Origin of the sequence: Psychrobacillus sp. FSL W7-1457, from assembly GCF_038593405.1 — a bacterium.
Lineage (GTDB): Bacteria > Bacillota > Bacilli > Bacillales_A > Planococcaceae > Psychrobacillus.
Genome location: NZ_CP151993.1, coordinates 1,280,711 through 1,306,870, shown reverse-complemented (window position 1 = coordinate 1,306,870; position 26,160 = coordinate 1,280,711). Strand labels below are relative to the sequence as shown.

General features: G+C 38.1%; 24 protein-coding genes and 1 other annotated feature. Of the genes, 2 read left to right on the top strand and 22 right to left on the bottom strand.

Annotated features, from left to right (window positions below; genetic code table 11):
• The first annotated feature begins 13 nt into the window (after window positions 1–13).
• Both NSQ95_RS06095 and NSQ95_RS06090 read left to right on the top strand, forming a co-directional pair.
• Window positions 14–1,402: a TldD/PmbA family protein gene (locus NSQ95_RS06095; RefSeq protein ID WP_340884217.1), complete on the top strand. Its 1,389-nt coding sequence runs from the start codon at window positions 14–16 to the stop codon at window positions 1,400–1,402.
• 2 nt (window positions 1,403–1,404) lie between these two features.
• Complete coding sequence (locus tag NSQ95_RS06090) at window positions 1,405–2,748, top strand: TldD/PmbA family protein (protein ID WP_340884218.1); 1,344 nt, start codon at window positions 1,405–1,407, stop codon at window positions 2,746–2,748.
• A 226-nt stretch (window positions 2,749–2,974) separates the two neighbouring features.
• Here NSQ95_RS06090 and pyrE read toward each other — a convergent pair whose 3' ends face one another.
• The 22 genes from pyrE to NSQ95_RS05980 form a co-directional block, all read right to left on the bottom strand.
• Window positions 2,975–3,607, bottom strand: coding sequence for an orotate phosphoribosyltransferase (pyrE, locus tag NSQ95_RS06085; RefSeq protein ID WP_340884221.1), 633 nt, complete (start codon window positions 3,605–3,607; stop codon window positions 2,975–2,977).
• Window positions 3,604–4,314 carry an orotidine-5'-phosphate decarboxylase gene (gene pyrF, locus NSQ95_RS06080; RefSeq protein ID WP_342560480.1) on the bottom strand — a complete coding sequence of 237 codons (711 nt, stop codon included), beginning with the start codon at window positions 4,312–4,314 and terminating at the stop codon, window positions 3,604–3,606. Before pyrF ends, pyrE begins: the two co-directional genes overlap by 4 nt.
• The gene (locus NSQ95_RS06075) at window positions 4,311–5,225 is read right to left on the bottom strand and encodes a dihydroorotate dehydrogenase (protein ID WP_340884226.1); all 915 of its coding nucleotides are present in this window, start codon (window positions 5,223–5,225) and stop codon (window positions 4,311–4,313) included. Before NSQ95_RS06075 ends, pyrF begins: the two co-directional genes overlap by 4 nt.
• A complete protein-coding gene (locus NSQ95_RS06070) occupies window positions 5,222–5,998 on the bottom strand; it encodes a dihydroorotate dehydrogenase electron transfer subunit (RefSeq protein WP_342560479.1) in 777 nt (258 codons plus the stop codon). Before NSQ95_RS06070 ends, NSQ95_RS06075 begins: the two co-directional genes overlap by 4 nt.
• Window positions 5,995–9,192: a carbamoyl-phosphate synthase large subunit gene (carB, locus tag NSQ95_RS06065; RefSeq protein ID WP_342560478.1), complete on the bottom strand. Its 3,198-nt coding sequence runs from the start codon at window positions 9,190–9,192 to the stop codon at window positions 5,995–5,997. Before carB ends, NSQ95_RS06070 begins: the two co-directional genes overlap by 4 nt.
• On the bottom strand, window positions 9,185–10,285 hold the full coding sequence (locus NSQ95_RS06060; protein ID WP_340884234.1) for a carbamoyl phosphate synthase small subunit: 1,101 nt from the start codon (window positions 10,283–10,285) through the stop codon (window positions 9,185–9,187). Before NSQ95_RS06060 ends, carB begins: the two co-directional genes overlap by 8 nt.
• Window positions 10,282–11,562 (bottom strand): dihydroorotase, encoded by a 1,281-nt coding sequence (locus tag NSQ95_RS06055; protein ID WP_342560477.1) that lies wholly within the window; start codon window positions 11,560–11,562, stop codon window positions 10,282–10,284. Before NSQ95_RS06055 ends, NSQ95_RS06060 begins: the two co-directional genes overlap by 4 nt.
• A 1-nt stretch (window position 11,563) precedes the next feature.
• Window positions 11,564–12,442, bottom strand: coding sequence for an aspartate carbamoyltransferase catalytic subunit (locus NSQ95_RS06050; protein ID WP_342560476.1), 879 nt, complete (start codon window positions 12,440–12,442; stop codon window positions 11,564–11,566).
• Between the two features lie 144 nt (window positions 12,443–12,586).
• Window positions 12,587–13,909 (bottom strand): solute carrier family 23 protein, encoded by a 1,323-nt coding sequence (locus tag NSQ95_RS06045; RefSeq protein WP_340884242.1) that lies wholly within the window; start codon window positions 13,907–13,909, stop codon window positions 12,587–12,589.
• Window positions 13,910–13,930: 21 nt separating this feature from the next.
• On the bottom strand, window positions 13,931–14,470 hold the full coding sequence (gene pyrR / locus NSQ95_RS06040; RefSeq protein ID WP_169361235.1) for a bifunctional pyr operon transcriptional regulator/uracil phosphoribosyltransferase PyrR: 540 nt from the start codon (window positions 14,468–14,470) through the stop codon (window positions 13,931–13,933).
• A 199-nt stretch (window positions 14,471–14,669) separates the two neighbouring features.
• Window positions 14,670–15,596 (bottom strand): RluA family pseudouridine synthase, encoded by a 927-nt coding sequence (locus NSQ95_RS06035; protein WP_298470650.1) that lies wholly within the window; start codon window positions 15,594–15,596, stop codon window positions 14,670–14,672.
• On the bottom strand, window positions 15,596–16,072 hold the full coding sequence (gene lspA, locus NSQ95_RS06030; RefSeq protein ID WP_169361233.1) for a signal peptidase II: 477 nt from the start codon (window positions 16,070–16,072) through the stop codon (window positions 15,596–15,598). The genes NSQ95_RS06035 and lspA overlap by 1 nt, the downstream gene beginning before the upstream one ends.
• Before the next feature lie 413 nt (window positions 16,073–16,485).
• Window positions 16,486–19,248: an isoleucine--tRNA ligase gene (gene ileS / locus NSQ95_RS06025; protein ID WP_342560475.1), complete on the bottom strand. Its 2,763-nt coding sequence runs from the start codon at window positions 19,246–19,248 to the stop codon at window positions 16,486–16,488.
• A 66-nt stretch (window positions 19,249–19,314) separates the two neighbouring features.
• Window positions 19,315–19,532: a binding site (T-box leader), on the bottom strand.
• 52 nt (window positions 19,533–19,584) lie between these two features.
• The gene (locus NSQ95_RS06020) at window positions 19,585–20,094 is read right to left on the bottom strand and encodes a DivIVA domain-containing protein (protein WP_340884249.1); all 510 of its coding nucleotides are present in this window, start codon (window positions 20,092–20,094) and stop codon (window positions 19,585–19,587) included.
• A gap of 94 nt (window positions 20,095–20,188) precedes the next feature.
• Entirely contained in the window at window positions 20,189–20,977 is a 789-nt protein-coding gene (locus tag NSQ95_RS06015; protein ID WP_169361230.1) for a YlmH/Sll1252 family protein, read from the bottom strand.
• A gap of 830 nt (window positions 20,978–21,807) precedes the next feature.
• Entirely contained in the window at window positions 21,808–22,068 is a 261-nt protein-coding gene (locus NSQ95_RS06010) for a YggT family protein (RefSeq protein WP_340884251.1), read from the bottom strand.
• 16 nt (window positions 22,069–22,084) lie between these two features.
• Window positions 22,085–22,567 (bottom strand): cell division protein SepF, encoded by a 483-nt coding sequence (locus NSQ95_RS06005; RefSeq protein WP_169358995.1) that lies wholly within the window; start codon window positions 22,565–22,567, stop codon window positions 22,085–22,087.
• The gene (locus NSQ95_RS06000; protein WP_342560474.1) at window positions 22,564–23,253 is read right to left on the bottom strand and encodes a YggS family pyridoxal phosphate-dependent enzyme; all 690 of its coding nucleotides are present in this window, start codon (window positions 23,251–23,253) and stop codon (window positions 22,564–22,566) included. The genes NSQ95_RS06005 and NSQ95_RS06000 overlap by 4 nt, the downstream gene beginning before the upstream one ends.
• 74 nt (window positions 23,254–23,327) lie before the next feature.
• Window positions 23,328–23,567 carry a YlmC/YmxH family sporulation protein gene (locus NSQ95_RS05995; protein WP_169358993.1) on the bottom strand — a complete coding sequence of 80 codons (240 nt, stop codon included), beginning with the start codon at window positions 23,565–23,567 and terminating at the stop codon, window positions 23,328–23,330.
• 80 nt (window positions 23,568–23,647) lie between these two features.
• Window positions 23,648–24,430, bottom strand: a complete 783-nt coding sequence (sigG, locus tag NSQ95_RS05990; RefSeq protein ID WP_169358992.1) for an RNA polymerase sporulation sigma factor SigG — start codon at window positions 24,428–24,430, stop codon at window positions 23,648–23,650.
• Window positions 24,431–24,519: 89 nt separating this feature from the next.
• Window positions 24,520–25,227 carry an RNA polymerase sporulation sigma factor SigE gene (sigE, locus tag NSQ95_RS05985; protein ID WP_240949634.1) on the bottom strand — a complete coding sequence of 236 codons (708 nt, stop codon included), beginning with the start codon at window positions 25,225–25,227 and terminating at the stop codon, window positions 24,520–24,522.
• Window positions 25,227–26,069 (bottom strand): sigma-E processing peptidase SpoIIGA, encoded by an 843-nt coding sequence (locus NSQ95_RS05980; RefSeq protein ID WP_298471961.1) that lies wholly within the window; start codon window positions 26,067–26,069, stop codon window positions 25,227–25,229. Before NSQ95_RS05980 ends, sigE begins: the two co-directional genes overlap by 1 nt.
• Between the last annotated feature and the right edge of the window lie 91 nt (window positions 26,070–26,160).

Below are 26,160 nucleotides of genomic sequence, written 5' to 3'. Positions count from 1 at the left end.
AGGGGGGAATTATATGTTGAAACAGTCCATTATAGAAAACGTATTGGAAGCAGCACTTTCTACCGGAGGAGATTTTTCAGAGATCTTTGTAGAAGATAAATACGTCAATCAATTAGTACTACAAAGCAACAAAGTAGAAAAAAGTAATTCGGGTAGAGATTTTGGTATTGGTATTCGTATATTTTTAGGGTTACAGAGTATTTATACGTATACTACTGATTTTTCAGAAGAAGGTTTAATACAAGCAGCCAAGCGAGCAGCCCATGCCATCCAAGGCGGTTCTGCTGGAATCATTCATCCACTTCAAAAAGAAATTATTCAGCCACTACATACTATTGCTTTAAAGCCTCGTAGTGTAGAAAATCTTAGAAAAGTATCTGTAATGAGACAGGCAAATGATATTGCAAGAGGCTTTGATCCTCGTATTAAACAGGTAGGAATACGCTATATAGACGAGGAACAGAATGTTTTAATCGCAAATTCAGAAGGAAAGTTTGTAGAAGATACTCGTGTATATAGCCGACTATCTATTCAAGCCACTGCTTCTGATGGTATTGAAATGCAGACTGGCTTTTATGGGCCAGGTGCTCATGCTGGTTTCGAATTTATAGAAAATCTTAACTTAGAACATTATGCCGGAGAGGCTGCTCGTATCGCAGTAAATATGCTTGGTGCTGAGGAATGTCCTAGCGGAAAGTTCCCAGTTATTATTGACAACGAATTTGGAGGAGTTATTTTTCATGAGGCATGCGGTCATGGCCTAGAGGCTACATCGGTTGCCAAAAACAATTCTGTTTTTGCTAATCGAATAGGTGAAAAAGTTGCTCCTGACATTGTATCCTATATTGATGATGGGACATTACCTAACGAATGGGGTTCATTAAATATTGATGATGAAGGTGAAAAAACTCAAAAGAACGTATTAATTGAAAATGGTATTTTAAAGGGCTATCTGATTGATAAATTTAATGCTAGAAGAATGAATGCAAAGCCAACAGGTTCTTCACGTCGAGAATCATATAGATACAACCCTACGTCACGAATGACTAACACATTTATTGCACCTGGGTCTTCTACTCCGGAAGAAATAATAGCTTCTACAGAATACGGAATCTATGCTAAATATATGGGTGGAGGGCAAGTTAACCCTGCCACTGGAGACTACAACTTCGCAGTTATGGAAGGTTATATAGTTAAGAATGGAGAAATAGCTCAACCAATCCGTGGTGCTACGCTAATTGGAAATGGTGCAAAGACGTTACAACTAGTAGATCGTGTCGGAAATAATCTAGCTCACGGTGCTGGAATGTGCGGTTCCATTAGTGGAAGCCTTCCAGTTAACGTAGGACAGCCCATGATTCGTGTAAGTGAAATCACTGTTGGTGGAACAAAGGGGGAATAATGATGAATACAACAGACTTTCAAAAAGAGCTGCTTACACAAGCAAAAGCCACTGGATTTTCTGAAGCAGAAGCTTACTACGAAAGATCAGATTCGTTTAAATGTATGATTTTTAATGGAGAAGTAGATAGTTATGAAACCTCTGAAGAAGCTGGCATAGGATTTAGAGGTCTTTATAACGGAAACATGGGCTATGCTTATACAGAAAAAATAGATGAGAGCTCGATTGCCTTCTTGGTAGAAAACGCTAAGAATAATGCTGATATCTTGGATGAAAGTGATAACTCTTCTATTTTCGAGGGAAGTAAAGAATATGTCCAACATAGCTTTTATAGTCCCGAATTAAGGAAGATAGGAATTCCTGAGAAGATTGAGCTTATAAAAGCCATTGAACAAAAAGTATTGGCATACGACCCAAGAATAACTACTTTAAATTATTGCATGCTAGAAGATTTTAATTCCGAACGATTAATGATTAATAATAAAGGACTCTCTTTGCAGGATGAAAGAAACGGACTTTATATTTTTGTATCTGCAGTTGTAAAAGCTGATAATGAAATGAAAACTGGACACGTTATTAAAATGACACGTGATTTTCATACTTTGAATGCTGATGAAATTGCTACTGAGCTAGCAAAAGAAGCATTATCTTACTTGGGGGGTAAAACCATCCCGAGCGGAAAATACCCAGTATTATTCAGACATGATTCCGCTGCCTCTCTCCTAGCAACCTTTTCTGAAATTTTCTCGGCTGAAAATACTCAAAAGGACCAATCTCTTTTAAAAGGTAAAGTTGGAGAGAAAATAGGATCAGATATACTGACTCTTGTAGATGACCCTTTCCACCCTGATGCTTTTTCTGGATCTTCGTTTGATGGCGAAGGAGTTGCTACCAAAAAACGAACAATTATTTCTAATGGAACATTAGAAACTATTCTACACAATCGGAAGACTGCTAAGATTGATGGCTGCGAGTCCACTGGAAATGCATTTAAGTCCTCTTACAAAGGTACTTTAACTATAGCACCGCAAAATTTATATATTGCTCCTGGAGAGCAAAACAGAGATCAGTTATTAGGTAATCTTCCAAATGGCATTTATATAACTAATTTATCTGGGCTACACTCTGGAACAAATACTATTTCAGGTGACTTTTCTGTGGAGGCAACAGGATATCATATTAAAGACGGGAATATCGCATCACCTATAAACCAAATGACTATTGCTGGAAACTTCTATCACCTTATGAAAAACATAGATGCCATTGCATCAGATCTTACCTTTCAACCTGGAGGCTATGGTTCACCCTCTATATTAGTAAAAGAGCTTGCTGTAACAGTAGACTAATGAATCTAGCTTTCTTTGAATAAACAGGGAAAGAAGTAAACTCACTTCTTTCTCTTTTACTATGCAAAAATCTGTAAGCATCTTTAGGGGTTGCTTTGATTCAAGGGTAGCTCAACTAGGATAAGTGAGGCAAACAAAATATCACAAACCGAGGCAAATGATTATGAAATTGATTCATCCATAAAAAAAATCGCCTCTCAATTAAAATGAGAAGGCGATCACTTCCTTATTTTAATAACCCTTGCTTCAAATCATTGTGCCACTTAGTAAGCATCGGAATATCCGCTTCTGTAATAGTCCCTACTTCCTGCGCTGCATTAACCAAAGTCTCAAAGTTAGTTAGGCTGACAAAGTTTATCTCTGCTTCTTTAAAAGACTCCTCTGCTTTAGGAAGTCCATATGTAAAAATACTTACTACTCCAAGTACTTCTAACCCAGCTTTTTGAAGCGCTTCAACAGCTGTTAAGCTACTTCCTCCAGTGGAAATTAGATCTTCGACCACTACTACCTTCTGACCTGTCACTACTTTTCCTTCGATTTGGTTTCCTCGACCGTGCTCTTTTGCTTTTGAGCGTACATACATCATCGGAAGCTCTAATACATCACTTACCCATGCCGCATGAGGAATACCTGCAGTTGCCGTTCCTGCAACTGCTTCTGTTCCTGGGAAACTCTCATTAATTGCTTCAGCAAGACCTTTTGCAATCTCCTTGCGAATGACCGGAGAAGACATCGTTATACGATTATCACAATAAATTGGTGATTCAATTCCTGATGCCCACGTGAAAGGATCGTTTGGTTTTAGTTCTACTGCTCCTATTTCAAGAAGTGCTTTTGCAATTCTATGTTCAAGTGTCATGCTTGTTCCTCCCACATTTTTAGAATAGTTTTATAAGCCTCTACGGGATTTTCTGCTTCTGTGATTGCACGTCCAACAACAATGTGAGAAGAGCCTAGCTTCCTCGCATTAGAAGGAGTCGCTACTCGAACTTGGTCGTGTGCTTCTCCCGTAGATAATCGTATACCTGGAGTAACTCTTAAAAAGTCTCCCCCACACGCTTCTGCTATTTTCTTTGCCTCTAGTACGGAGCATACTACCCCATCTAATCCTGCTTTTTGGGAAAGCCTAGCATAATGAAGAACAGATTCCTCTAGAGTTTGTTTAATCAGCTGTTCCTCTTGCATTTGCTTCTCAGAAGTGGAAGTTAATTGAGTAACGCCTATAATAGCAGGTCTTACATTACCGGCCGAAGTTCCGGCCTCTAAGCCTTCACGAGCTTTTGACATCATAGTCTCTCCTCCAGCAGCGTGGACATTGATCAGATCTACTCCTAAACGTGCTAATCCTTTCATCGCCTGTCCGACTGTATTTGGAATATCATGTAGCTTCAAATCTAGAAAGACATCATGTCCTTTTTCCTTAAGCTTATAAACGATGGCTGGACCTTCCTGCATAAATAGTTCCATTCCAACCTTCACAAAAAGAGGTTCCTCAAAAGGTGTTAAAAAACGGTAAACTTCTTCTGCTGAAGAAAAGTCTAATGCGATAATGGGGCTGTTTTTCATAATCGATGGCTCCTTCCAACTAAATCGTTTACTGTTTGATATCCAAGCTCATCTAACTTTTCTGGTAACTGATCAATCAGTGTCGGACAAATGAATGGATCGACAAAGTTAGCAGTTCCAACAGCAACTGCACTTGCCCCGGCTGATAAGAAATCAATGACATCGTCTATATTTGAAACTCCGCCCATCCCTATAATAGGTAGGGAGACTTGTTTAGCCACATCATATACCATACGAAGTGCAACTGGCTTAATAGCTGGACCCGATAAGCCACCTGTTACATTTGCAATGACAGGACGGCCAGTTCGAGTATCCAAGCGTAAACCGAGTAATGTATTAATCATCGTTATTCCATCGGCGCCGCCAGCTTCCACTGCTTTAGCTATCTCCCCTACATTCGTAACATTAGGCGACAACTTTACATAGACAGGAACGCTTGAAACTTCCTTGACGGCTCTTGTTAATTCTTCTGCTATTAGGGGATCTGTTCCAAACGTAATTCCACCTTGTTTAACGTTTGGACACGAAATATTTAGCTCTAGAGCGTATACGTTAGGTGCCTTTGAAATAGCCTCAGCAACACCAACATAGTCCTCTGTTAATGTCCCAGCTACGTTTGCTATGATGGGCACGTCATATTGCTCTAGCCAAGGAAGCTCGTTTGTCATGACCTTAGCTAGTCCTGGATTTTGCAGTCCAATCGCATTCAGCATCCCTGCAGGCGTTTCAGCTACTCGAGGAGTTGGGTTACCTAGTCGTGTTTCTAAGGTAGTTGCTTTAATCATGATAGCTCCTAATTTGGATAGATCATAGAGTTGAGCATATTCCTTCCCAAACCCAAAACACCCAGAAGCAGGCATAATTGGGTTCTTTAATGACAGTCCTGGTAATTCGACAGCTAATCTATTCATACTCGAATCACTCCTGACTGGAAGACTGGACCATCTGAACAAACTTTCAGATAGTCAACTTCCATTTTTTCCGTTGTCTCACATACACATGCAAAACATGCACCGATCCCACAGCCCATTCGTTGTTCAAAAGAGAGGTAACCTTCTTTATGCGGATACATTTTTTCCATAGCAGCAAGCATAGGCGTTGGACCACAACTATAGTACACAGCAAAGTCGTCATTCATAGTCTCTAATACATTTGTTACAAACCCCTTATGACCATAGCTTCCATCTGCTGTAACTATATGTGTTTCGCCAAGCTGGTTAAATAGCTCCTCGTAGAAAACAACATTCTCGAATTGAAAGCCTAATACATGGATTGGCTCCACACCTTTTTCAACTAATCTTTTAGATAATTCATAGAGAGGAGGGACTCCAATTCCTCCCCCCACAAGTAATGCCTTATCACCTGAAGAGACTTTTTCTATTGGAAACCCTTGACCTAGGGGACCAAGTATATCTATATAATCCCCTGGTCTTTTCTCTGAAAGTAGCACAGTTCCTCTGCCCTCAGCACGGTAGATCATCGTAAATTCCGATGCCTCTCTATTTATAGAACAAATACTAATCGGTCTTCGTAGTAGTGGCTCCATTTGATTTGCCACACGTACATGAACAAATTGGCCAGGTTGTTTCATCTCCTGTACGAGCTGTCCCTTTAACGTAAGCCTAAAAATGTTCGTCGCAATTTTATGTTGAGATACAACAATCATCTGCTCCTGTTTAATCATGCACGGACCTCCTGTAGCTTCATCGTATCCGTAGAGAAGCTCATCGATTCAATTACACGAACCATTGCCTCTGCCGTATCTAGAGAAGTTAAGCAAGGAATTCCATTTTCAACAGACTCCCTACGAATTCGGAAGCCGTCACGCTCGGGCTGCATGCCTTTTGTTAAAGTATTAATAACAAATTGCGCTTCCCCTTTTTGAATAACATCAAGTAAAGTAGTTCCCTTAGAACCAATTTTGTCTACAATATCTACTGGAATACCTGCCTCTTGTATTGCTTTAGCGGTACCCTCTGTTGCAATTATGCGGAAGCCAATTGCGTGGAAACGCTTAGCGATATCTGTTGCTTCTTCTTTGTCTTTATCAGAAATCGTCATTAGCACTGAGCCATGATCCTTAATTTCCATTCCTGCAGCTACTAGGCCTTTATATAGGGCTTTTTCTAATGTTATATCTTTACCCATAACCTCTCCAGTGGATTTCATCTCTGGCCCTAGGGTAATATCTACACGGCGCAGCTTAGCAAAGCTGAATACAGGAACCTTTACATATACTCCTGGACTATTTGGTGCAAGCCCTGTTTTAAATCCTTGTTCTACAATGGACTTTCCTAAAATTGCCTTTGTTGCAATGTTTGCCATTGGAATCGATGTAATTTTACTTAAGAAAGGTACCGTACGGCTTGAGCGTGGGTTTACTTCAATTACATAAACCTCGTCTTTGGAAATAACATATTGAATATTCATTAGACCTACTATTTTTAAACCTCTTGCCAGTCTTGTTGTATAATCTACCAATGTGTCTATATGTTTTTGTGATAGCTTTTGTGGTGGATATACAGCGATTGAATCACCTGAGTGCACACCTGCTCGCTCAATATGCTCCATGATACCTGGTATTAGAACATTCTCTCCATCACAGATTGCATCGACTTCGACCTCTGTACCAGTTAAGTAACGGTCAATTAAAACGGGCTTTTCCGGGCTAGCTTCAACCGCGTTTTCCATATAGTGTTTAATTTCATCTTCATTGTAAACGATTTGCATTGCTCGACCACCTAAAACATAAGAAGGTCTAACTAATACCGGATAACTAATTTCATTAGCTATTTCAATAGCTTCCTCTACAGATACTGCTGTCTTACCTAGCGGCTGAGGAATTCCTATTTCGTGAAGAGCAGCTTCAAATTTATTTCGATTTTCTGCTCGATCGATATCTTCTAGAGTAGTGCCTAATATTTTTACGCCTCGTTCTTCTAACGCTTCCGCTAGGTTGATCGCTGTTTGACCGCCAAACTGTACAACTACTCCTTTTGGCTTTTCAAGGTCCACGATGTGCATGACGTCTTCTACCGTTAAAGGCTCAAAGTATAATTTATCTGAGATGGAGAAATCGGTAGAAACTGTTTCTGGATTATTATTAATAATAATCGCTTCATAGCCTGCTTCTTTGATGGCCCATACAGAGTGAACTGTTGCATAATCAAATTCAACTCCTTGCCCGATTCTAATTGGACCAGAACCAAGTACGATGACACTTTCTTTATCCGTTTTAATGGATTCGTTTTCCTCTTCATATGTCCCGTAGAAATAAGGAGTTTCTGATTCAAACTCTCCTGCACAAGTATCTACCATTTTGTAAACTGGTGTAATTCCATGTTCCTTTTTAAAGTTATATACTTCTATTTCTTTCACGTTCCAATACTTTGCTATTGTCTTATCAGCAAAGCCCATTCTTTTTGCTTTATATAGAATTTCTTGATTAAAAGGATTCTCCTGTATTACCTTTTCATATTGCACGATGTTCTGTAACTTGTTTAAGAAAAACAGATCTATTTGAGACCATTCATGTATTTGCTCGATGCTCACACCACGGCGAAGTGCCTCTCCTATAAAGAATAAGCGCTCATCTCCTGCGCGACGAATTCTTTTGGCAATCCATTCGTCTGTAATGGATTCGCTGTTCTTCATTTCCAAATGGAAGTGACCTGTTTCTAAGGAACGGACAGATTTTAAGATTGCCTCTTCAAATGTACGTCCTAGCGACATTACTTCTCCGGTTGCTTTCATCTGTGTTCCAAGGTTACGTTTTGCTGATTCAAATTTATCGAAAGGCCATCTAGGAATTTTTGCAACAATATAGTCTAAAGCTGGCTCGAAGCAAGCATATGTCTTTCCAGTTACCGGATTCATCATTTCATCTAGTGTAAGTCCTACTGCAATTTTTGCTGCAAGCTTCGCGATTGGATAGCCAGTTGCCTTTGATGCAAGTGCTGATGAACGACTTACACGTGGGTTAACTTCAATAATATAGTACTGGAAGCTATATGGATCTAAAGCAAGCTGCACATTACATCCACCTTCGATTTTCAGCGCACGGATAATCTTTAAGGAAACATTTCGAAGCATTTGGTTTTCACGGTCCGACAATGTTTGTGTCGGAGCTACTACAATCGAGTCTCCCGTATGAATGCCTACTGGGTCAACATTTTCCATATTACAAACAACGATTGCATTATCAGCTGAATCTCGCATTACTTCATATTCAATCTCTTTGAAGCCAGCAATCGATTTTTCTAGTAGACATTGAGTCACAGGGCTATACTTTAAACCACTAGTTACGATTTCCACTAAATCTGTATCATTGTGACAAATACCTCCCCCAGTTCCTCCTAAGGTAAAGGCTGGTCTTACGATTACTGGGTATCCGATTCGCTCTACAAACGCCTTTGCTTCCTCGAGGTTGTGGATAATATCACTTTCCGGTACTGGTTCGTTCAATTCATTCATTAACGTACGGAATAAGTCACGATCCTCTGCTTTATGAATCGCCTCTAGTTTTGTACCAAGAATTTCAATTCCTAACTCATCCAATATGCCTGATTCATCTAATTGAATCGCCATGTTCAAACCTGTCTGTCCTCCTAAAGTTGGAAGGATTGCATCTGGACGCTCTTTGCGGATGATCTTACTCACAAATGGAAGAGTAATAGGTTCAATATATACTTTGTCTGCAATTTCTGTATCTGTCATAATAGTTGCTGGATTTGAGTTTACTAATATTACTTTGTAGCCTTCTTCTTTAAGGGAAATACATGCTTGTGTCCCCGCATAGTCAAACTCTGCAGCTTGACCGATTACAATTGGACCAGATCCGATTACTAAAATAGTTTCTATATCTTTACGTTTAGGCATGTGAAGTCTCCTTTTTGCTTTCTTTATTCATTAGTTCAATAAATTGATCAAATAAGTGGGTTGAGTCCTCTGGACCGCATGACCCTTCTGGATGAAACTGTACACAAAACACGGGATATTTTTTATGTCTTACACCTTCAATTGTTCCATCATTTAATGCTAGATGAGTAATTTCTAAATCCGTGTTAGAGATTGAATCTGCATCAATCGCATAGCCATGATTTTGTGAAGTTAGCTCTGTTCTTCCAGTAGTTAAATCTTTTACTGGATGATTTCCACCACGATGACCAAATTTTAGTTTAAAGGACGTTGCACCACTTGCTAGTGAAATTAACTGATGACCTAGGCAAACTCCGAAGATTGGAACATTTCCTATTAGACCTTTTACCATTTCAATAGACTCTGGTATATCCGTCGGATCCCCAGGACCATTAGATAGCATTACTCCATCAGGACGCATTGCTAAAATTTCTTTAGCTGATGTATTAAAAGGTACTACGATAACGTCACAGTCACGTTTGTTTAATTCTCTTAGTATTCCATGTTTCATACCGAAATCTACTAATACAACTCGTTTACCTCGCCCTGGACTTGGATAAGGTCTCGTAATAGAAACCTGCTCCACTACGTTTTTAGGAATATCAGTAGATTTTAACGTTGCCACTGTTTCTTCCACATTCACTTCTTCTCCAGCAGCTGTTAGCGTTCCTTTTAGAGATCCGTGCTTACGAATTATGCGTGTTAGCTTTCGAGTATCTATTCCTTCAATTCCTGGAATATTTTTTAAAGTTAAAAATTCATTCAATGTACTTTGGTTACGGAAGTTAGATGGGTTCTCTGCTAGCTCCCGAACTACAACTCCTGACAAGGCAATCTCTATTGCTTCAAAATCATCTGGATTAATACCATAATTACCTACCATCGGATACGTAAAAGTTAGTATTTGACTGCAGTTGGATGGATCTGATATAGATTCCTGGTAACCGGTCATAGCAGTTGTAAAAATAACTTCTCCAATAGTCCCTGATTCACTACCAAATGCATTTCCTTTAAAAACAGTACCGTCTTCTAATATTAAATATCTTGTTTTCATGCTTGTTCCTCCTGCCATACGATTTCTCCGTTATAGATTGTTACTTGTGGCCAACCTGTACAAACCCATCCATCAAACGGAGTATTTGTTCCTTTAGAAAGGAATGCTTCTTTATCTATTTTTTGTTCTTTATTTAAATCTACTAATACTAAATCAGCTGGAGCTCCTACTTCTAGCTTGCCAAATTCAAACCCAAATACGTTCGCTGGCTTGATGGTCAAATAATCTAGCAGTTGCTTTAATGACCACTCCCCCGTTTTTACGAAATGAGTATACAGTAATGGAAATGCTGTCTCTAATCCAACTATTCCAAAGGGAGCCTTTTCGAAACCATGTGCTTTTTCTTCATCTGTATGAGGGGCATGGTCTGTTGCTATAAAATCTAAAGTTCCATCTAACAATCCCTCACGTAAAGCCATCATGTCGTCTCTACCTCTTAGCGGAGGATTCATCTTCCAAATTGCATCATTTGCTGGAATATCCTCCTCGCAAAGTAATAAATGATGTGGACTTACTTCTGCAGTAACATGGATGCCGGCTTTCTTAGCGTCTCGAATCACTCGAACAGATTCCTTTGTACTTACATGGCAAACATGATAATGTGCTCCTGCTGCTTCAGCTAATAATATATCTCTCGCAATATGTACCGATTCTGAAACCGAATGGATTCCTTTTAATCCAAGCTCTTCATTTCGCTTTCCTTTATGCATTACCCCACCGTACAAAAGGGAATTATCCTCACAGTGAGCTACAACAGGAATAGTATGTTTTGCTGCCTCTTGCATCGCTTCCAGCATAGTTCCAGCTGTTTGTACACCGACTCCATCATCTGTTAAAGCAAATGCACCAAGTTCTTTTAGTGCGGCTATATCTGTACGTTCTTTACCTGCTTGACGTATGGTAATAGAAGCATAAGGAAGTACTCGAACTAGTGCACTTTTATCTACTAAATCTAATACATGAGAGAAGTTTTCTACTGTATCTGGAACTGGACGAGTATTTGGCATCGCACAAATCGTAGTATATCCCCCTTTTGCAGCAGCCTTAGTTCCTGTTTCTATTGTTTCTTTATGCTCTCCACCTGGCTCACGTAAATGAACGTGCACATCGATAAAGCCAGCGGACAGTAACATTCCTTTACCATCAATTACTTGCGCATCATCTAAAGTAGGAGTAGGAGTAATTTCAGCTATTTTCCCGTCTTTTACTACAACTGAGGTAGTTTCTAATTCACCTGATTTGTTTACTAGTTGGACGTTTTGAATAATTTTTGTCATGTTATTCTCTCCCTTTTAAGATCATCTCGATAACAGCCATTCGGATATAAACACCATTTTCCATTTGCTTAAAAATTCTAGAACGTTCACACTCTACTAATTCACTAGCTATTTCCACGTCACGGTTAAAAGGGGCAGGGTGCATAATGATTGCTCCATCTTTCATCCTTCGTTCCCGATCTACTGTAAGGCCATAAGACTTGTTGTACGCTTCCTTTGAAAAAGAAGCCAAACCATCGTGACGTTCATGTTGTACGCGAAGCATCATTAATACATCACTTGTTTCTATCGCTTCCTCAAAACTATTAATAGTTTCAAATTCTCCTTGCCATTCAGGAGGACAGACAAATTGAACGGTAGCTCCTAGTCTAGTAAGAGCTTGAGCATTAGACCTTGCCACCCTGCTATGCACTATGTCCCCTACTATCGTGACAATTTTATCCTCTAAAGTACCAAACTCCTGCCAGATCGTAAAAATATCTAACAGACTTTGAGTGGGATGATTTCCAGTGCCATCTCCGCCGTTAATGATTGCAGGCTTTACATTACCTATCAGCTCTTCAAAATAGTTGTTTTGCTCATGTCTTATAACTAGTGCATCAAGTCCTATAGCTTCCAGTACCTTTACTGTGTCATATAATGTTTCACCTTTTAACGTGCTTGAAAATCCAGCTTCAAACGGTAGCACATCTATTGGGAGCCTTCTTTCTGCCATTTCAAAGCTCATCTTAGTTCTAGTGCTCGGCTCAAAAAAGAGGTTTGCCATTGTATATTTACTTTTTAAAGTAGAGGCTGCGCCTGTTCGGAATGCTTCGGCTTGTTCTAATATTGCAATTATTTGTTCTACAGATAATTCCTTCATTGAGACTAAATTTTTCATGAATATCCGCCTTTCTATAAAAAAACCTCTTGAAAAAGCTCAAGAGGGTTCGTTAAAGCATGATCAAAGAAGAGATTTTTTACTAAAATTCTCTTTTCAATCTGAACCCTTCGTTGACTCTCTGTTCAACTTTTTAAAAGGTTATTATTCTTTTGTCTCGTTACCTGATGCTTGTGCTTCTTTTTTACCTGGTAGTATCCAGTTTAAAACTACACCAACGATTGCTGCTAGTGCCATACCTTCCACACTCAAAGCCTCTGTAACTATAAATTTAGCTCCACCTATACCAATTACAAGGATTACCGATGCAATGACTAGATTTCGGCTATTCCCAAAATCAATATTTGCTTCTACTAGCATTCGCAATCCGCTAGAAGCGATAATTCCGAAAAGAAGGATAGATACTCCACCGAGTACTGCAGTAGGTATCGTTGTAATTAGAGCCATGCCTTTACCAAAGAAAGAAAGTAATATGGCGATCACAGCTGCTCCCATTATTACATAAACACTATATACGCGAGTAATTGCCAATACTCCAATATTTTCACCATAGGTTGTCTTTGGAGGTCCGCCGATTAAGGCACTAGCAAATGTTCCAAGACCATCCCCTAGAAGTGATCGATGTAAACCTGGTTCTTTAATGTAGTCTCTATTAACTACCTTCCCTAATACTAATTGGTGGCCAATATGTTCCGAAATAGTAACAATGACAATTGGTACCATAATGAGCAAGATTCTAGAAGTAACTTCAAAGTCATAATGAACACCTGGTATTAAGAAATCAGGTAACGCTAGCAAGCTAGCCTCTTTAACCGGTGTAAAATCTACAATACCAATGAGGATAGAGTAGAGATATCCAACTACCAAGCCTATTAAAATTGGCATTGTACTAATAATATTTTTAAAAAAGATTGTACAAATGATTGCTGTAAATAATGTCACTAGCGCAGCTGAAAAATGTAAAAAGCTATATTCTTTTAAACCAGTTTCTACATTTGTAATATTCATGGCCATGTCCACTGCTACTCCTGCTAATCCAAGACCAATAACCATAATTACCGGACCAACAACGATTGGTGGTAATAGCTTCATAATCCACTTATAGCCACTCTTCCAAATGATCAGTGACACTACACCATATACCAAACCGACGAATACTGCTCCAATCATGGCATTTCCCGGGTCTATAGCTTTACCTGTTGATTCATTTAATCCATTTGAAGCAACTAGTATAGGCGCTATAAAAGCAAAGGAGGAACCAAGATACGCTGGTACTTGAAATCTGGTTATCATTAAAAAAATGATAGTTGCTATACCACTGGTTAGCAATGCGATAGCGGGACTTAACCCTACAAGCTGAGGTACTAATATTGTTGAGCCAAACATTGCAAACATGTGCTGAAAGCTTAAAGTAATCAGCTGTCCACCTGTAGGCTTGTCATTTACATCTAATATTGCCTTTGACATTTAAGTCGCCACCTTTTTGGTTTATTCAAAGATTGTTACAGCATCTATTTTGTCTGTCTCTGTAACTTTAACTACTATTTTTTCACTGCTAGAGGTAGGAATGTTCTTGCCAACGTAATCCGCTCGAATTGGTAGCTCTCTATGTCCTCTATCGATCAAAACAGCCAGCTGTATTTGAGAGGGTCGACCTATATCCATTACTGCGTCCATTGCCGCTCGAACTGTTCTTCCTGTAAATAGCACATCATCTACTAAAATTACTTTTTTGTTCGTTACATCATGAGAAATATCTACTTGCTGTACTAAAGGCTCATTAGAAGCGCTTTTGATTGATAAATCGTCTCGATATAATGTAATATCCAATTCACCCGTTTTGATTGGTTTGCCTTCAATTTTTTCGATTCTCTCAGCCAGTCTTTGTGCTAGATATGTACCTCTAGTTTTTATGCCTACTAATATACATTCTTCAATTCCTTTGTTCCGTTCAATTATTTCATGTGCAATTCGAGTAAGTGCCCTGTTAATGGCTTGTTCATCCAGAATACTTGCTTTTTCTTCCATAAATTATCTCCTCCTATTCGGAAATGTAAAAAACCTCTTGAGCTAGAAGAGCCCAAGAGGTTGTATGTGCGCGTTTAAAATATAGTGATCCTATTAATCCGCAGAATAATAGTGAGTCACTTTCACATGTACCTTCTCAGCCTCTCTGGACTGTTATTAAAGGTGAAACTATTCAATTTATTGTAATCAGTATATCTGACTATTCTTCTTTTGGCAATGCTGTTTTTCTTAAATCTTGCAATAAATCCGTGAAATCCTCTGGTAGTGGGTATGAGAATTCTAAGTATTCCCCAGTTCTAGGCTGTATAAAACCAAGAACTCCCGCATGTAAAACCTGTCCATTAAAGTTTAGTGTTTTCTTTGGACCATATTTTGGATCTCCAGCTAAAGGATAACCAATATACTTCATATGAACACGGATTTGGTGTGTTCTACCAGTTTCTAACTGACATTCCACTAAAGTATATTTGTTAAAGCGTTCTAATACACGGAAATGAGTTACAGCATGCTTACCATTATCAACGACTGCCATGTTTTGACGTTCTTTTTTGTCTCGGCCAATCGGTGCATCAATTGTTCCTTTGTCATGAGCTATGTGGCCATGAACAAGTGCTGTATATTTACGAGTAACAGTTTTCTTTACAAGTTGGTCTACTAAAGAAACATGGGCAACGTCGTTTTTAGCTACCATTAGAAGACCTGTCGTATCCTTGTCAATACGGTGGACAATTCCCGGACGTAGTACTCCGTTAATACCAGAAAGGTCCTTAATTTGATGCATAAGACCATTAACAAGCGTACCGCTAAGATGTCCGGGAGCCGGATGAACTACCATACCTCTTGGCTTATACACTACTAATACATCCTCGTCCTCATAAACGATTTCAAGGTTTAAGTTTTCTGCCACTATGTCTAGCTCAACTACTTCAGGAGGTGTGACAATGATAACATCGCCTTCTTTTACCTTGTAGCTTGTTTTGGCAGGCTCGTTATTAACTAATACACTACCATCTTTTATAAAATTTTGAATTTGTGTACGAGACCAGTCTGTATCAAAAGAAGCAATTGCTTTATCAATTCTCTCTTTTTCTTGTTCCTTTTCAATAATAAACGTTAATTCTTCCATTATTTCACCTTTTTCTTTTCAGCTCGTTCTTCTTGTAGTATAAAGATAATTACTACTACAACTCCTATAGTCAGGGCAGCATCTGCAATATTAAAAATCGGAAAATCATAGTTAACAATTGGAATGAGCACATCTACAAAATCAACTACTTCGCCTTTCCAAAGTCGATCTATAAAGTTACCAATTGCTCCACCTAGTAAAAGCATTAATCCTACTTGAAAAACAGGTTTCCCTTTTGCTTCCTTATGGAAGTAATAAATAATTGCAGCGATTACAATTATAGTAACTACCGCAAAAAATCCTATTTGTCCTTGGAGCATACCCCAAGCGGCACCACGGTTACGATGTGAAAGCAGTGCAAAGTAAGGGTCCCAAATCATAATTTGCTCACCAAGCGTCATATTTTTAACAACAAGCCATTTTGTCCATTGATCTAAGGCAATAACAAATACTGCTAGTCCATAAAATTTCCACACATTAATTCCCCCGATAATCAAATAAGCCTTAACGACCTCTCTCGTCTGTAGTAATGAATATTACATCCAACTAATAATTATTAAAAAGATTTTTGCTGAATAATATTAAACAATCTACAATAGTTTACCATAGAAACCTATCTCACGTAAAAGAGCATCTATAGATTATACAAAGAAAAGTTAGGCTTCTCTTTAACGTCCTGGGAAATTCTATGTTATATAATACTTTGCTGTTTATGCAAATACTATACTAACTCCTATAAAAAGTGCCCTAATTAACAGGTTCGCTATATAATCACTCTCATTATAAAAAAGCGAGTACGTAAACTGTAATCGTTCACGTACTCGCTTTTATTTTTTTTGACTGTTGTTTTAATGCCCTTGAATTTACATATAGGGCATCTATAAATTTATTATACGTAATGTTTTTCTACAACTTCTGCACAACGAGTACATAAAGTCGGATGAGCTTCGCTTTCTCCTACTGTTTCAGCAATAGTCCAGCAGCGTTCACATTTTTCACCATCTGCTTTTTCTATTACAACGGACGAATGCTCAAGCACTAAACTGTTTTCTGGAGCTTCAGATTGGGAGCCTCCCAGAACAAACTTAGATACGATAAATAGTTGTGCAAAGTCAATTGCATCAGTATCGAACAATACTTTATATTCATCACTAACATATAACGTAACTTTTGCTTCTAATGATTTACCAATTGTCTTCGCATTACGAGATTCCTCAAGTGCTTTAAGAACATCATCACGTAGCTCCATGATTTTTTCCCACTTAGGAGCAAGAGCTTCGAAAGCTGGGTATTCAACAGCATCTGGCATGTCAGTTAATTGGACACTTTCTTCCTTCTCATGCTCCAAATAAGCCCAAAGCTCATCTGTTGTATGTGGAAGAATTGGAGTTAACAGTTTCAATAAAGCTGAAAGTGTATTATACATTACGGATTGCATTGCACGACGATCTTTGTCATCTGCTCCATAAATATATACAACATCTTTTGCAATATCTAAATAGAACGAGCTTAATTCTCCAGATACGAAGTTATTTACTGTGTGATAAACGGTCGCAAAATCATAGCGCTCATAAGCTGCTCTAACAGTCTTAATAACTTCTTGTAATTTCATGTACATGTATTGATCTACTTCACGTAAATCTTCAAATGCTACACGATTGCTTGCTGGATTGAAATCACTGATGTTCCCATGTAAGAAGCGAAGTGTATTACGGATTTTACGATATACCTCTGTCACTTGCTTAATAATTGCATCTGAAACTCGAACGTCAGCAGTATAGTCTACTGAAGCAACCCATAGTCGTAAAATGTCAGCACCTAACTGGTTCATTACTTTTGCAGGAACAATTACATTTCCTAGTGATTTACTCATTTTACGACCATTTCCGTCTAAAATAAATCCGTGACTTAGTAGCCCTTTATATGGTGCATGACCATGCATAGCTGTACTTGTGATTAAAGAAGAGTTAAACCATCCTCGATATTGGTCAGAACCTTCTAGATATAAGTCTGCTGGGAATACCAAATCATCACGTTCTTCTAAAACACCATGGTAGGAAGACCCTGAGTCAAACCAAACGTCCATAATATCTGTCTCTTTTGTAAAGATACCATTTGGACTATGTGGATGTGTGAATCCTTCAGGAAGTAAATCTTTTGCTTCTCTTTCAAACCAAATATTCGAACCATGCTCACGGAAAAGATTTGATACATGAGCAATTGTTTCTTCTGTTAAAATCGGTTCTCCATCCTCTGCGTAAAACACTGGAATTGGCACACCCCATACACGCTGACGAGATATACACCAATCTCCACGGTCACGAATCATATTATATAAACGCGTTTCGCCCCATGCTGGTGTAAATTTAGTGTTACGTATAGATTGTAATAGCTCATCTCTAAAAGCCTCAATTGAAGCAAACCATTGTGGTGTTGCACGATAGATTACAGGCTTTTTCGTACGCCAGTCATGTGGATATGAGTGAGTAAAGAATGTAAGCTTCTCTAATGCTCCTGCTTCTTCTAATGCTTCTGTAATCGCTTTGTTGGCTGTGTCATAGAATAACCCTTCGAAGCCTGGTGCTTCCGCTGTCATTACTCCACGCTCATCTACTGGACAAAGCACATCTAGACCATAAGCTTTCCCTACGTAAAAGTCATCTTCCCCGTGTCCAGGTGCTGTATGAACACAACCAGTACCAGATTCAGTAGTTACGTGTTCACCTAGGATTATTAAAGAATCACGGTCATACAATGGATGTTTAGCAACTAGACGGTCCATTTCTTGACCAAGGATTGTACGTTCAATAGAATACTCTTCCCAGCCCAGCTCAGCTGCCACTGCTTCTACCAAGTCTTTCGCTACAACATATTTATTTTCATTTGCTTGCACAACGACATACTCCACTCGTGGATGCAATGAAATAGCAAGGTTGGCTGGAATTGTCCATGGTGTTGTCGTCCAAATAATAAACTTTGTACCTTCTTCTAATACCCCTTTACCATCTGTAACAGCAAAGCTTACATAAATGGATGGAGATTTTTTATCTTGATATTCAATTTCAGCCTCTGCTAACGCTGATTCACTTGAAGGTGACCAGTAAACAGGCTTTAATCCTTTATAAATGTAACCTTTTTTAGCCATCGCCCCAAATACCTCGATTTGGCGAGATTCAAATTCAGGCTTTAATGTCACATAAGGATTTTCCCAATCTCCACGCACACCTAAACGTTTAAACTGAGTACGTTGGTTGTCAATTTGTTGATAGGCATAATCCTCACATAGCTTTCTAAATTCAGCCAATGATAATTCTTTACGCTTAACACCTTTGTTTGTTAAAGCCTGTTCAATTGGAAGCCCGTGAGTATCCCAGCCTGGCACATAAGGAGCATGATAGCCAGTCATTGATTTGTGACGAACAATCATATCTTTTAGAACTTTGTTTAAAGCATGCCCAATATGAATATCACCATTTGCATATGGAGGACCATCATGCAGGACGAAAAATGGACGATCTTTCGTTCTTTCTAAAACCTTCTTGTAGATGTCCTGTTCTTCCCATTTTGCTTGGATATCTACTTCTTTGACCGGTAGGTTTCCTCGCATAGGAAAATCTGTTTTTGGCATTAATAATGTGTCTTTGTACTCCATTTGTTCTTCCTCCTTCATTTTTCGCAGGTAATGGTATATTTACAAATAAAAAAACCCCTCATCCCAAAAAGGGACGAGAAGTTATGCTCGCGGTACCACCCTACTTGCGATTACCAAAAGTAATCGCCGCTTAGTATGTCATAACGGGACATATCCGAAGACACTTAAAAATTCAGTGTCCTTGCTCCAAAGTGATTTTCTAAAACGCTTCATTGCTTGAGCTTCCACCATCCCCAAGTCGCTTGACTGAAATCATTTTTAGACGTCTTTTTCAATGCATGTATATATGATATGAAATTATTATAGGAAATGTACGGCCAGCAGTCAAGAAATCTCTTAATCCTCTGTAGCAGAAATACGGTCGACAGCAGTAGAATCTACATCATACTCCATCAAATGATTCCAATCGTCTGTATTAATAAGATCTAATTGAGCCTCTACTAGCATTTTAAAGCGATTTCTAAACACTTTAGACTGTTTCTTCAATTCCTCTATTTCTAAAGCAATTCTCCGAGCTTTAGATAGAGCTTCATTGACAATACGGTCTGCATTTTTTTCTGCCTCTTTTACAATAAGCTTTGCTTCTTTTTGAGAGTTTCGTCTTACTTCCTCAGCAGCCTCTTGGGCAACAACTATGGATTTATGTAAGGTTTCTTCTATAGTGGTGAAATGGCCAACCTTTTCACTAGACGACTTCAATTTAAGCTCTAACTCTTTTTTTTCTTTGATGAGTATCTCTAAGTCTTTCATGATTTGATCCAGAAATTCGTTTACTTCATCTTCGTTATAACCTCTGAATCCTTTACTGAACTCTTTGTTATGTATATCAAGTGGTGTTAGTGGCATCCTATCCATCTCCTTTACATACTAATCTTCTTCCCTCTATTATACATTTCCGGCAGGTTGAAAACATCTAAATTTCAAATTTAATTTAAGGAAATCACTTTTTTGGCTCTAATCTACCAATTTGCAGTCTAATTTTGTCTTTTTTTGTTCTTCCTTCAATCATCAATAACTTTAATCGACCAAATCCTCTTACAGAAATTAGATCTAACTCCTGTAACTCTAGGGATGTTTGTTCTTTTACAGTGAAATTGACCTTTACTTTTCCACCTTGAATGATAGAAGCAGACTTTTGCCGAGAAATATTGAAAATAGATGAGATAACTGTATCCAGCCTTAAAGAGCTAACCGTATGATTTTCAGAAGTCCATATTTCTTGCTGTCTAAAATAGTTAGCCGGATCTTCTACTACTTCCATATGAACTTTAACCTTACCAATACTGACGAAATTTGCTCTAACGTAGTCAAGAACCTCTGTAGCAACTACAAACTGAATAGATCCTTCCTCCACACGAATATCACCAAACTTACTTCGATCAATCCCTAAGGACATCATCGAACCGAGTACATCTTGATGCTTTAATGTTACAAATTTTTGCGGATACTTTACTTCCACTACGGTCATATTATAATCAGATTCCGCCGGTTCGAAATATGAGGGATAAAGTAGTATCCTTTTTCTCTCCGCGTCCTCTAAAGCACCAGCAGAGCTAGACTCAATTATTTCATATTGCCCACGTATAGACTCCACGATAAATTGTTGTCTCGGGTCTAAGAAATCCGTTAACTTTGGCGCATAACGATCCTCAACCTCTCTCATCATACTAACCGTTTGCTCGATAAAAGGTTGCTCTTCTTTCCTAAAATGCTGTAATAAATGTTCCATATAATCAAGACCTCACTGAAATTTATAATTAGAAAAGCACAATCGCCTGTTTCTGCCCCGACAGGCAAATGGGAAAAAGCGAGGAGGCAGCTCTTCAGCCACCGGAGCTTTTATCCATTTGACCCCGAGGGGCAAGGCGATGGAGCTAGACAATAAGAAAAGCGTACGCCCCTATCTCTGCCCCGACAGGCAAATGGGGAAAAGCGAGGAGGCAGCTCCTCAGCCACCGCAGCTTTTATCCATTTGAACCCGAGGGGCATGGGGCTGGAGCTAGATAATAAGAAAAGCGTAAGCCCCTATCTCTGCCCCGACAGGCAAATGGGAAAAAGCACAGAAAAACTTTTTTTAGTTAGCTTTGTTAAAGTTATTGGTTGATTTTGACCAACAATTCTTTTTTATAGTGACTATAAACATTAAAAAAGGAACTTTCAAATGGCTATTAAGAACATAAATAGATGATGTAAATGGGGTTGGTGACAGTTTTTCAGCTTTGTTTATGCGAGTAAATTGATTAGCGGTTTATCGATGCTAAAGCTGTTCCCATTTATTGATTGGAGCACCAGACGGCGACTCCGGTGGGATGAGTGAGACAAATAAGACATCACAACCACGCGCGCAAGCGTTGGGTGATGGCTTATCGCTCACCCCGCGGAAAGCGTCCGGCTGGGGCGACAAATCAATTCTACTCTCTGATCTAAGATTTCTTTGCATCATAAATCAACCATAACCTTTAACATAGCCTTTTAGTTTAGTTAAATTGCTTGTCTTTGTTTAACCCGAGGGGGGCAAGAATAAATAATATATTTTAAAAAAACCTCACAAATGTGAGGTTAAATGTAATGACCTAGAGATATAATCCCTCTCATAGCTATATTAAGAACAAATATAGCAACAATCGGTGAAATATCAATCATACCTATTGGTGGGATAATCTTACGAAAGGGCTCTAAGTAGGGCTCACATATTCTCCCTAAAAATTGTCCTACCGCAGATTCTTTCACATTAGGTACCCATGACATAAAGATATAAATAATCAACGCAAATGAGTAAATTTGTACTAATTGTGCCAATAAATATAAAATCAAATCCATTATAATAACTCCTCTATTAATCTAGATCGTTGTAGTAGTAATCCGATATTGAGCCCGCTACTTCTACCGAATCAGGGGCACATAAGAATATATCTGTTCCTATTCTTTGAATATCTCCACCTAAAGCATATACTGTTCCACTTAAAAAGTCGATTATTCTAATTCCTTGTTCCTTGTCAATACGTTGTAAATTAACTATAACTGCTTTTTTGTTCTTTAAATGCTCTGAAATGTCTTGTGCCTCAGCATAGACTCTTGGTTCAATTAAAATTACCTTTGAGGACTTTTGCATATTTTGAATACTAACAAGATTCGTAGCAGCAGTTTCCTTAGGAGCAGCATTAAATTTGCGTTCTTTAGGATATGATGATTTTACTGGCTGTTGTCGTACTTGTTCTGGTTCTACTGCACGATTTTGTGTTCTAGGTTGCTGAGGTGTTGTAGTATCTTCATCCTCTTCTAAATAGAAGAAGTTTTTTACCCAATTCTTCATACTCATTCATCCTCCTTGTCTTTGCCGACTAATGCTGTTCCTATTCGTATAAATGTAGCTCCCTCTTCAATAGCTATTTCGTAATCTCCGGACATACCCATGGATAGCTCCTTACACGGGGCGTGTGGAAGTTGTTTTGCAGCAATTCTTAGTTGAAGCTCTTTTAAGCTACGGAAAACTTTTCGTATTAAAGCCTTATCTTCCGTATTCGGTGCCATTGTCATTAGACCGACTACACGTATATGTGAATAATCTTTAAGAGTGTCAATAAACAATTCAGCTTCTTCCATAGATAGACCATGCTTGGATTGTTCCTCAGAAACATTCACTTGAACAAAGCAATTTTTAACATTGTCTGCTCTTTTTTCAATTTCCTCGGCCAAGCTTTTACGATCTAAGGAGTGCAGATAATCTATCTCATTGATTACCGATTTTATTTTCCTAGTTTGCAATGAGCCTATGTAGTGCCATTTTACGTTAGCTGAAATAGCTTCTAATTTTCTTTTAAGTCCTTCAGGTCTGTTTTCTCCAAGATGCAATATTTCATTTTGAATAACTTCCTCCGTACGTTCTACTGAAACTTCCTTTGTAACAGCAATAAGTGTTACATCGTCAAAATTTCGATTAGAGCGTACACAGGCTTCTTCAATATGCTTTTGAATATTAATTAAATTATTATGAACATTTGACATTTTAAACCAACTCTTCATCTAGTGTTTTGTTCATTGTATCAATGAAATGGCGTTTTATCAATAAAGAACAGTACCTATTCTCTGTTTTTGGCAACAATTATTACATCTTTTCCAATAACAGCTATATTTTGTACGCTAATTTTTTTCGTTTCCCTTTTTTTATTGAAAAATGTGGGGTATGCCCCATTAGTTTCTACAATAAAGGAAATGATATGACCTGTTTCTTTATCTATTTCTGCATCCACTATAAAGCCCAATAATTGCCCAGAATTAGCCTCAATGACTTCTTTTTGTTGCGCATCTGAAAACTTCAACAGTTCCCCTCCTTTTTTATAGTATATTCATGAAAATAGAAAAAAACGCTTTTTCTGACGAGAAAAAGCGTTTAGGATTGTTATTTAGGATTTAACTGATTTTGAATAGTAGATAAAGCACTTTTCTCTAGTCTTGAGATTTGAGCCTGCGAGAGACCCAGGTCGGTAGCTATTTCTGTTTGTGTCGCACCAAAGTATATTCTTTTCGTTAATATTTTCTTTTGTCGCGAGTCTAAGTTTTGAAAGCTCTCTTTTACCGTAAAATAAGTAACCCATTGATCTTCTGATACATCATTATCACATAATTGATCCATCATATAAATAGCATCTCCTCCATCACTGAAAATTGGTTCTTGAAGAGAGACAGGATCTTGAATTGCATCTAGCGATAGTAATATATCTTCTACTGGTATCTCAAGTATTTTAGACAAATCCTCTAATGTCGGTTCTTCCAAATGTTCGTTAATATATTGTTCCTTGGCTTTCATAGCCTTATAAGCAATATCTCTTAGTGATCTAGAAACCCTTACAGAATGGTGGTCACGCAAATGTCTTTTTATCTCACCAATGATCATAGGCACTGCATATGTGGAAAAACGCACATTATGTTTTAAATCAAAATTTTCAATGGACTTTATAAGCCCTATGCAACCTACCTGGAATAAGTCATCTGCTTGCTCGCCTCTATAAGCGAAGCGCTGTACTAGACTTAAAACTAATCTTAAATTACCCATTACCAATTCATCTTTAACCGAATCTTCGCCAGCTTGTAAGCGAATAAATAATGCTTTCATTTCTTCGTGGGTTAGTAAAGGAAGCTTTGATGTGTCAATGCCGCATAATTCAACTTTTGTTCTCGTCATAGATCTTCCTCCGGACTTTTTAATAGTTCTTAGTCAGTTTATCCGCCGGTTAAAAGATTATTCGGAGCATAGCTATCCAATTTCACCCATTAGGCAATCGGTTCATTCAGTACTTCTTTTAAATCTAAAATTATTTTTTTCTCTAATCTTGAGATATAAGATTGGGAAATTCCAAGATGATCAGCTACCTCTTTTTGAGTCATTTCCTCTTGTCCGTTGAGCCCAAAACGACATTGCATAATATATTTTTCTCTATTTCCCAATAAATTTATAGCTTCAAAAACATGCTGACGTTCTAGCTTTTTTTCGACATCCTCTATTATTAGGTCTTCACTTGTACCCAGAATATCGGAAAGTAGTAATTCATTACCATCTGAATCAGAATTTAAAGGCTCATCAAATGAAACTTCTGATTTCATGCGGTTCGTTTTTCTCAAATGCATAAGAATTTCGTTTTCAATACATCTTGAAGCATAGGTTGCTAACTTAATGCCTTTATCTAAATTGAACGTTTCTACCGCTTTTATAAGTCCGATGGATCCAATACTAATCAAATCTTCTATGTTTGTATTCGTTTGATCGAATCTTCTAGCAATGTATACTACAAGTCTTAAATTTCTTTCGATTAACACATCTCTTGCGTACTCATCTCCATCCATAAAAGCTAGTAGCATTTCTCGTTCCTCATCTCTCGTCAATGGTTTTGGTAATGATTCACTTCCACCAATATAATGGACTCCTTTTCTTCTAAATGAAAGAATCCAATAATAAAATCGACGTAGCATATTTAATATCATTATTTAGCACTCCTTTTTTTCAAATGATAGTACGAGGAACTATGTAAGATACCGTCTGCCTCGTGTGGAAATTTGTCCTTACCTCTCGTTAGTACGATGTAACCTTTTGGTAAAGGTTGATCATTTACGACCCATTCATCGAATTTAATGCCAATTACCCATGACTTTTCCTTTTGAACGGTTGCAATTGGTATTAGACGAACCTTACTCGCATACTCTTTTGGAAGCATATCCAAACCTTTATAATGTGAGCTATCCCAGCTATTTATAACATCATAAAGAAGTTCTGGAAGAATGGGGCGAAGAGCTTCTGCTGCTATAAAGTGTACAGGATCATTAGAAAGTGGTTCTGTACAGACGTTCCCAGAATCAATAAATAGTGTAAGTTCCTTTGTTTGATTGAATAATTTAATGCTAGAAGGATAAATAAGTTCTCTTTCCGATTGTGATATATGCAGACTTAGTACGTGTTTCGTGAGGAGGTATAAACCACCAGTAGCAATTAATGCATAATTGATAATCATGAATGAATTACTCGCATTATGGTACATTGGGGCAATTGCTGTAAGTAGTCCGCCAGCAAAGATGCTTGCTAGCAATGTTAATGAAATGGCTTTGACGATTTGTGTCCTTTTTTTCCAAAACGCTATTCCAATCATGAGAAAGAAAGTCAAAAATAGCGTAATGAAATGATTAGAAAAAACGACGGTTATCAATCCCGCAACAAATGCAGACAGAAGCAGGTATCTTTTTTTGTTTTCAATCCAACCAATTCTGTTTGCAAACGCTAAAACGGTATAGTTGAAAAAGGTGTTTGTTGCAATCATAACTTCTGCGTACATAGCTCTCCTCCTTTTGATAAAAGCTTAACATCCGATTTATAAGAAATTTGTCAAAGGAACGTTCAAAAGTAAATTTTTTAAACGACAAAAT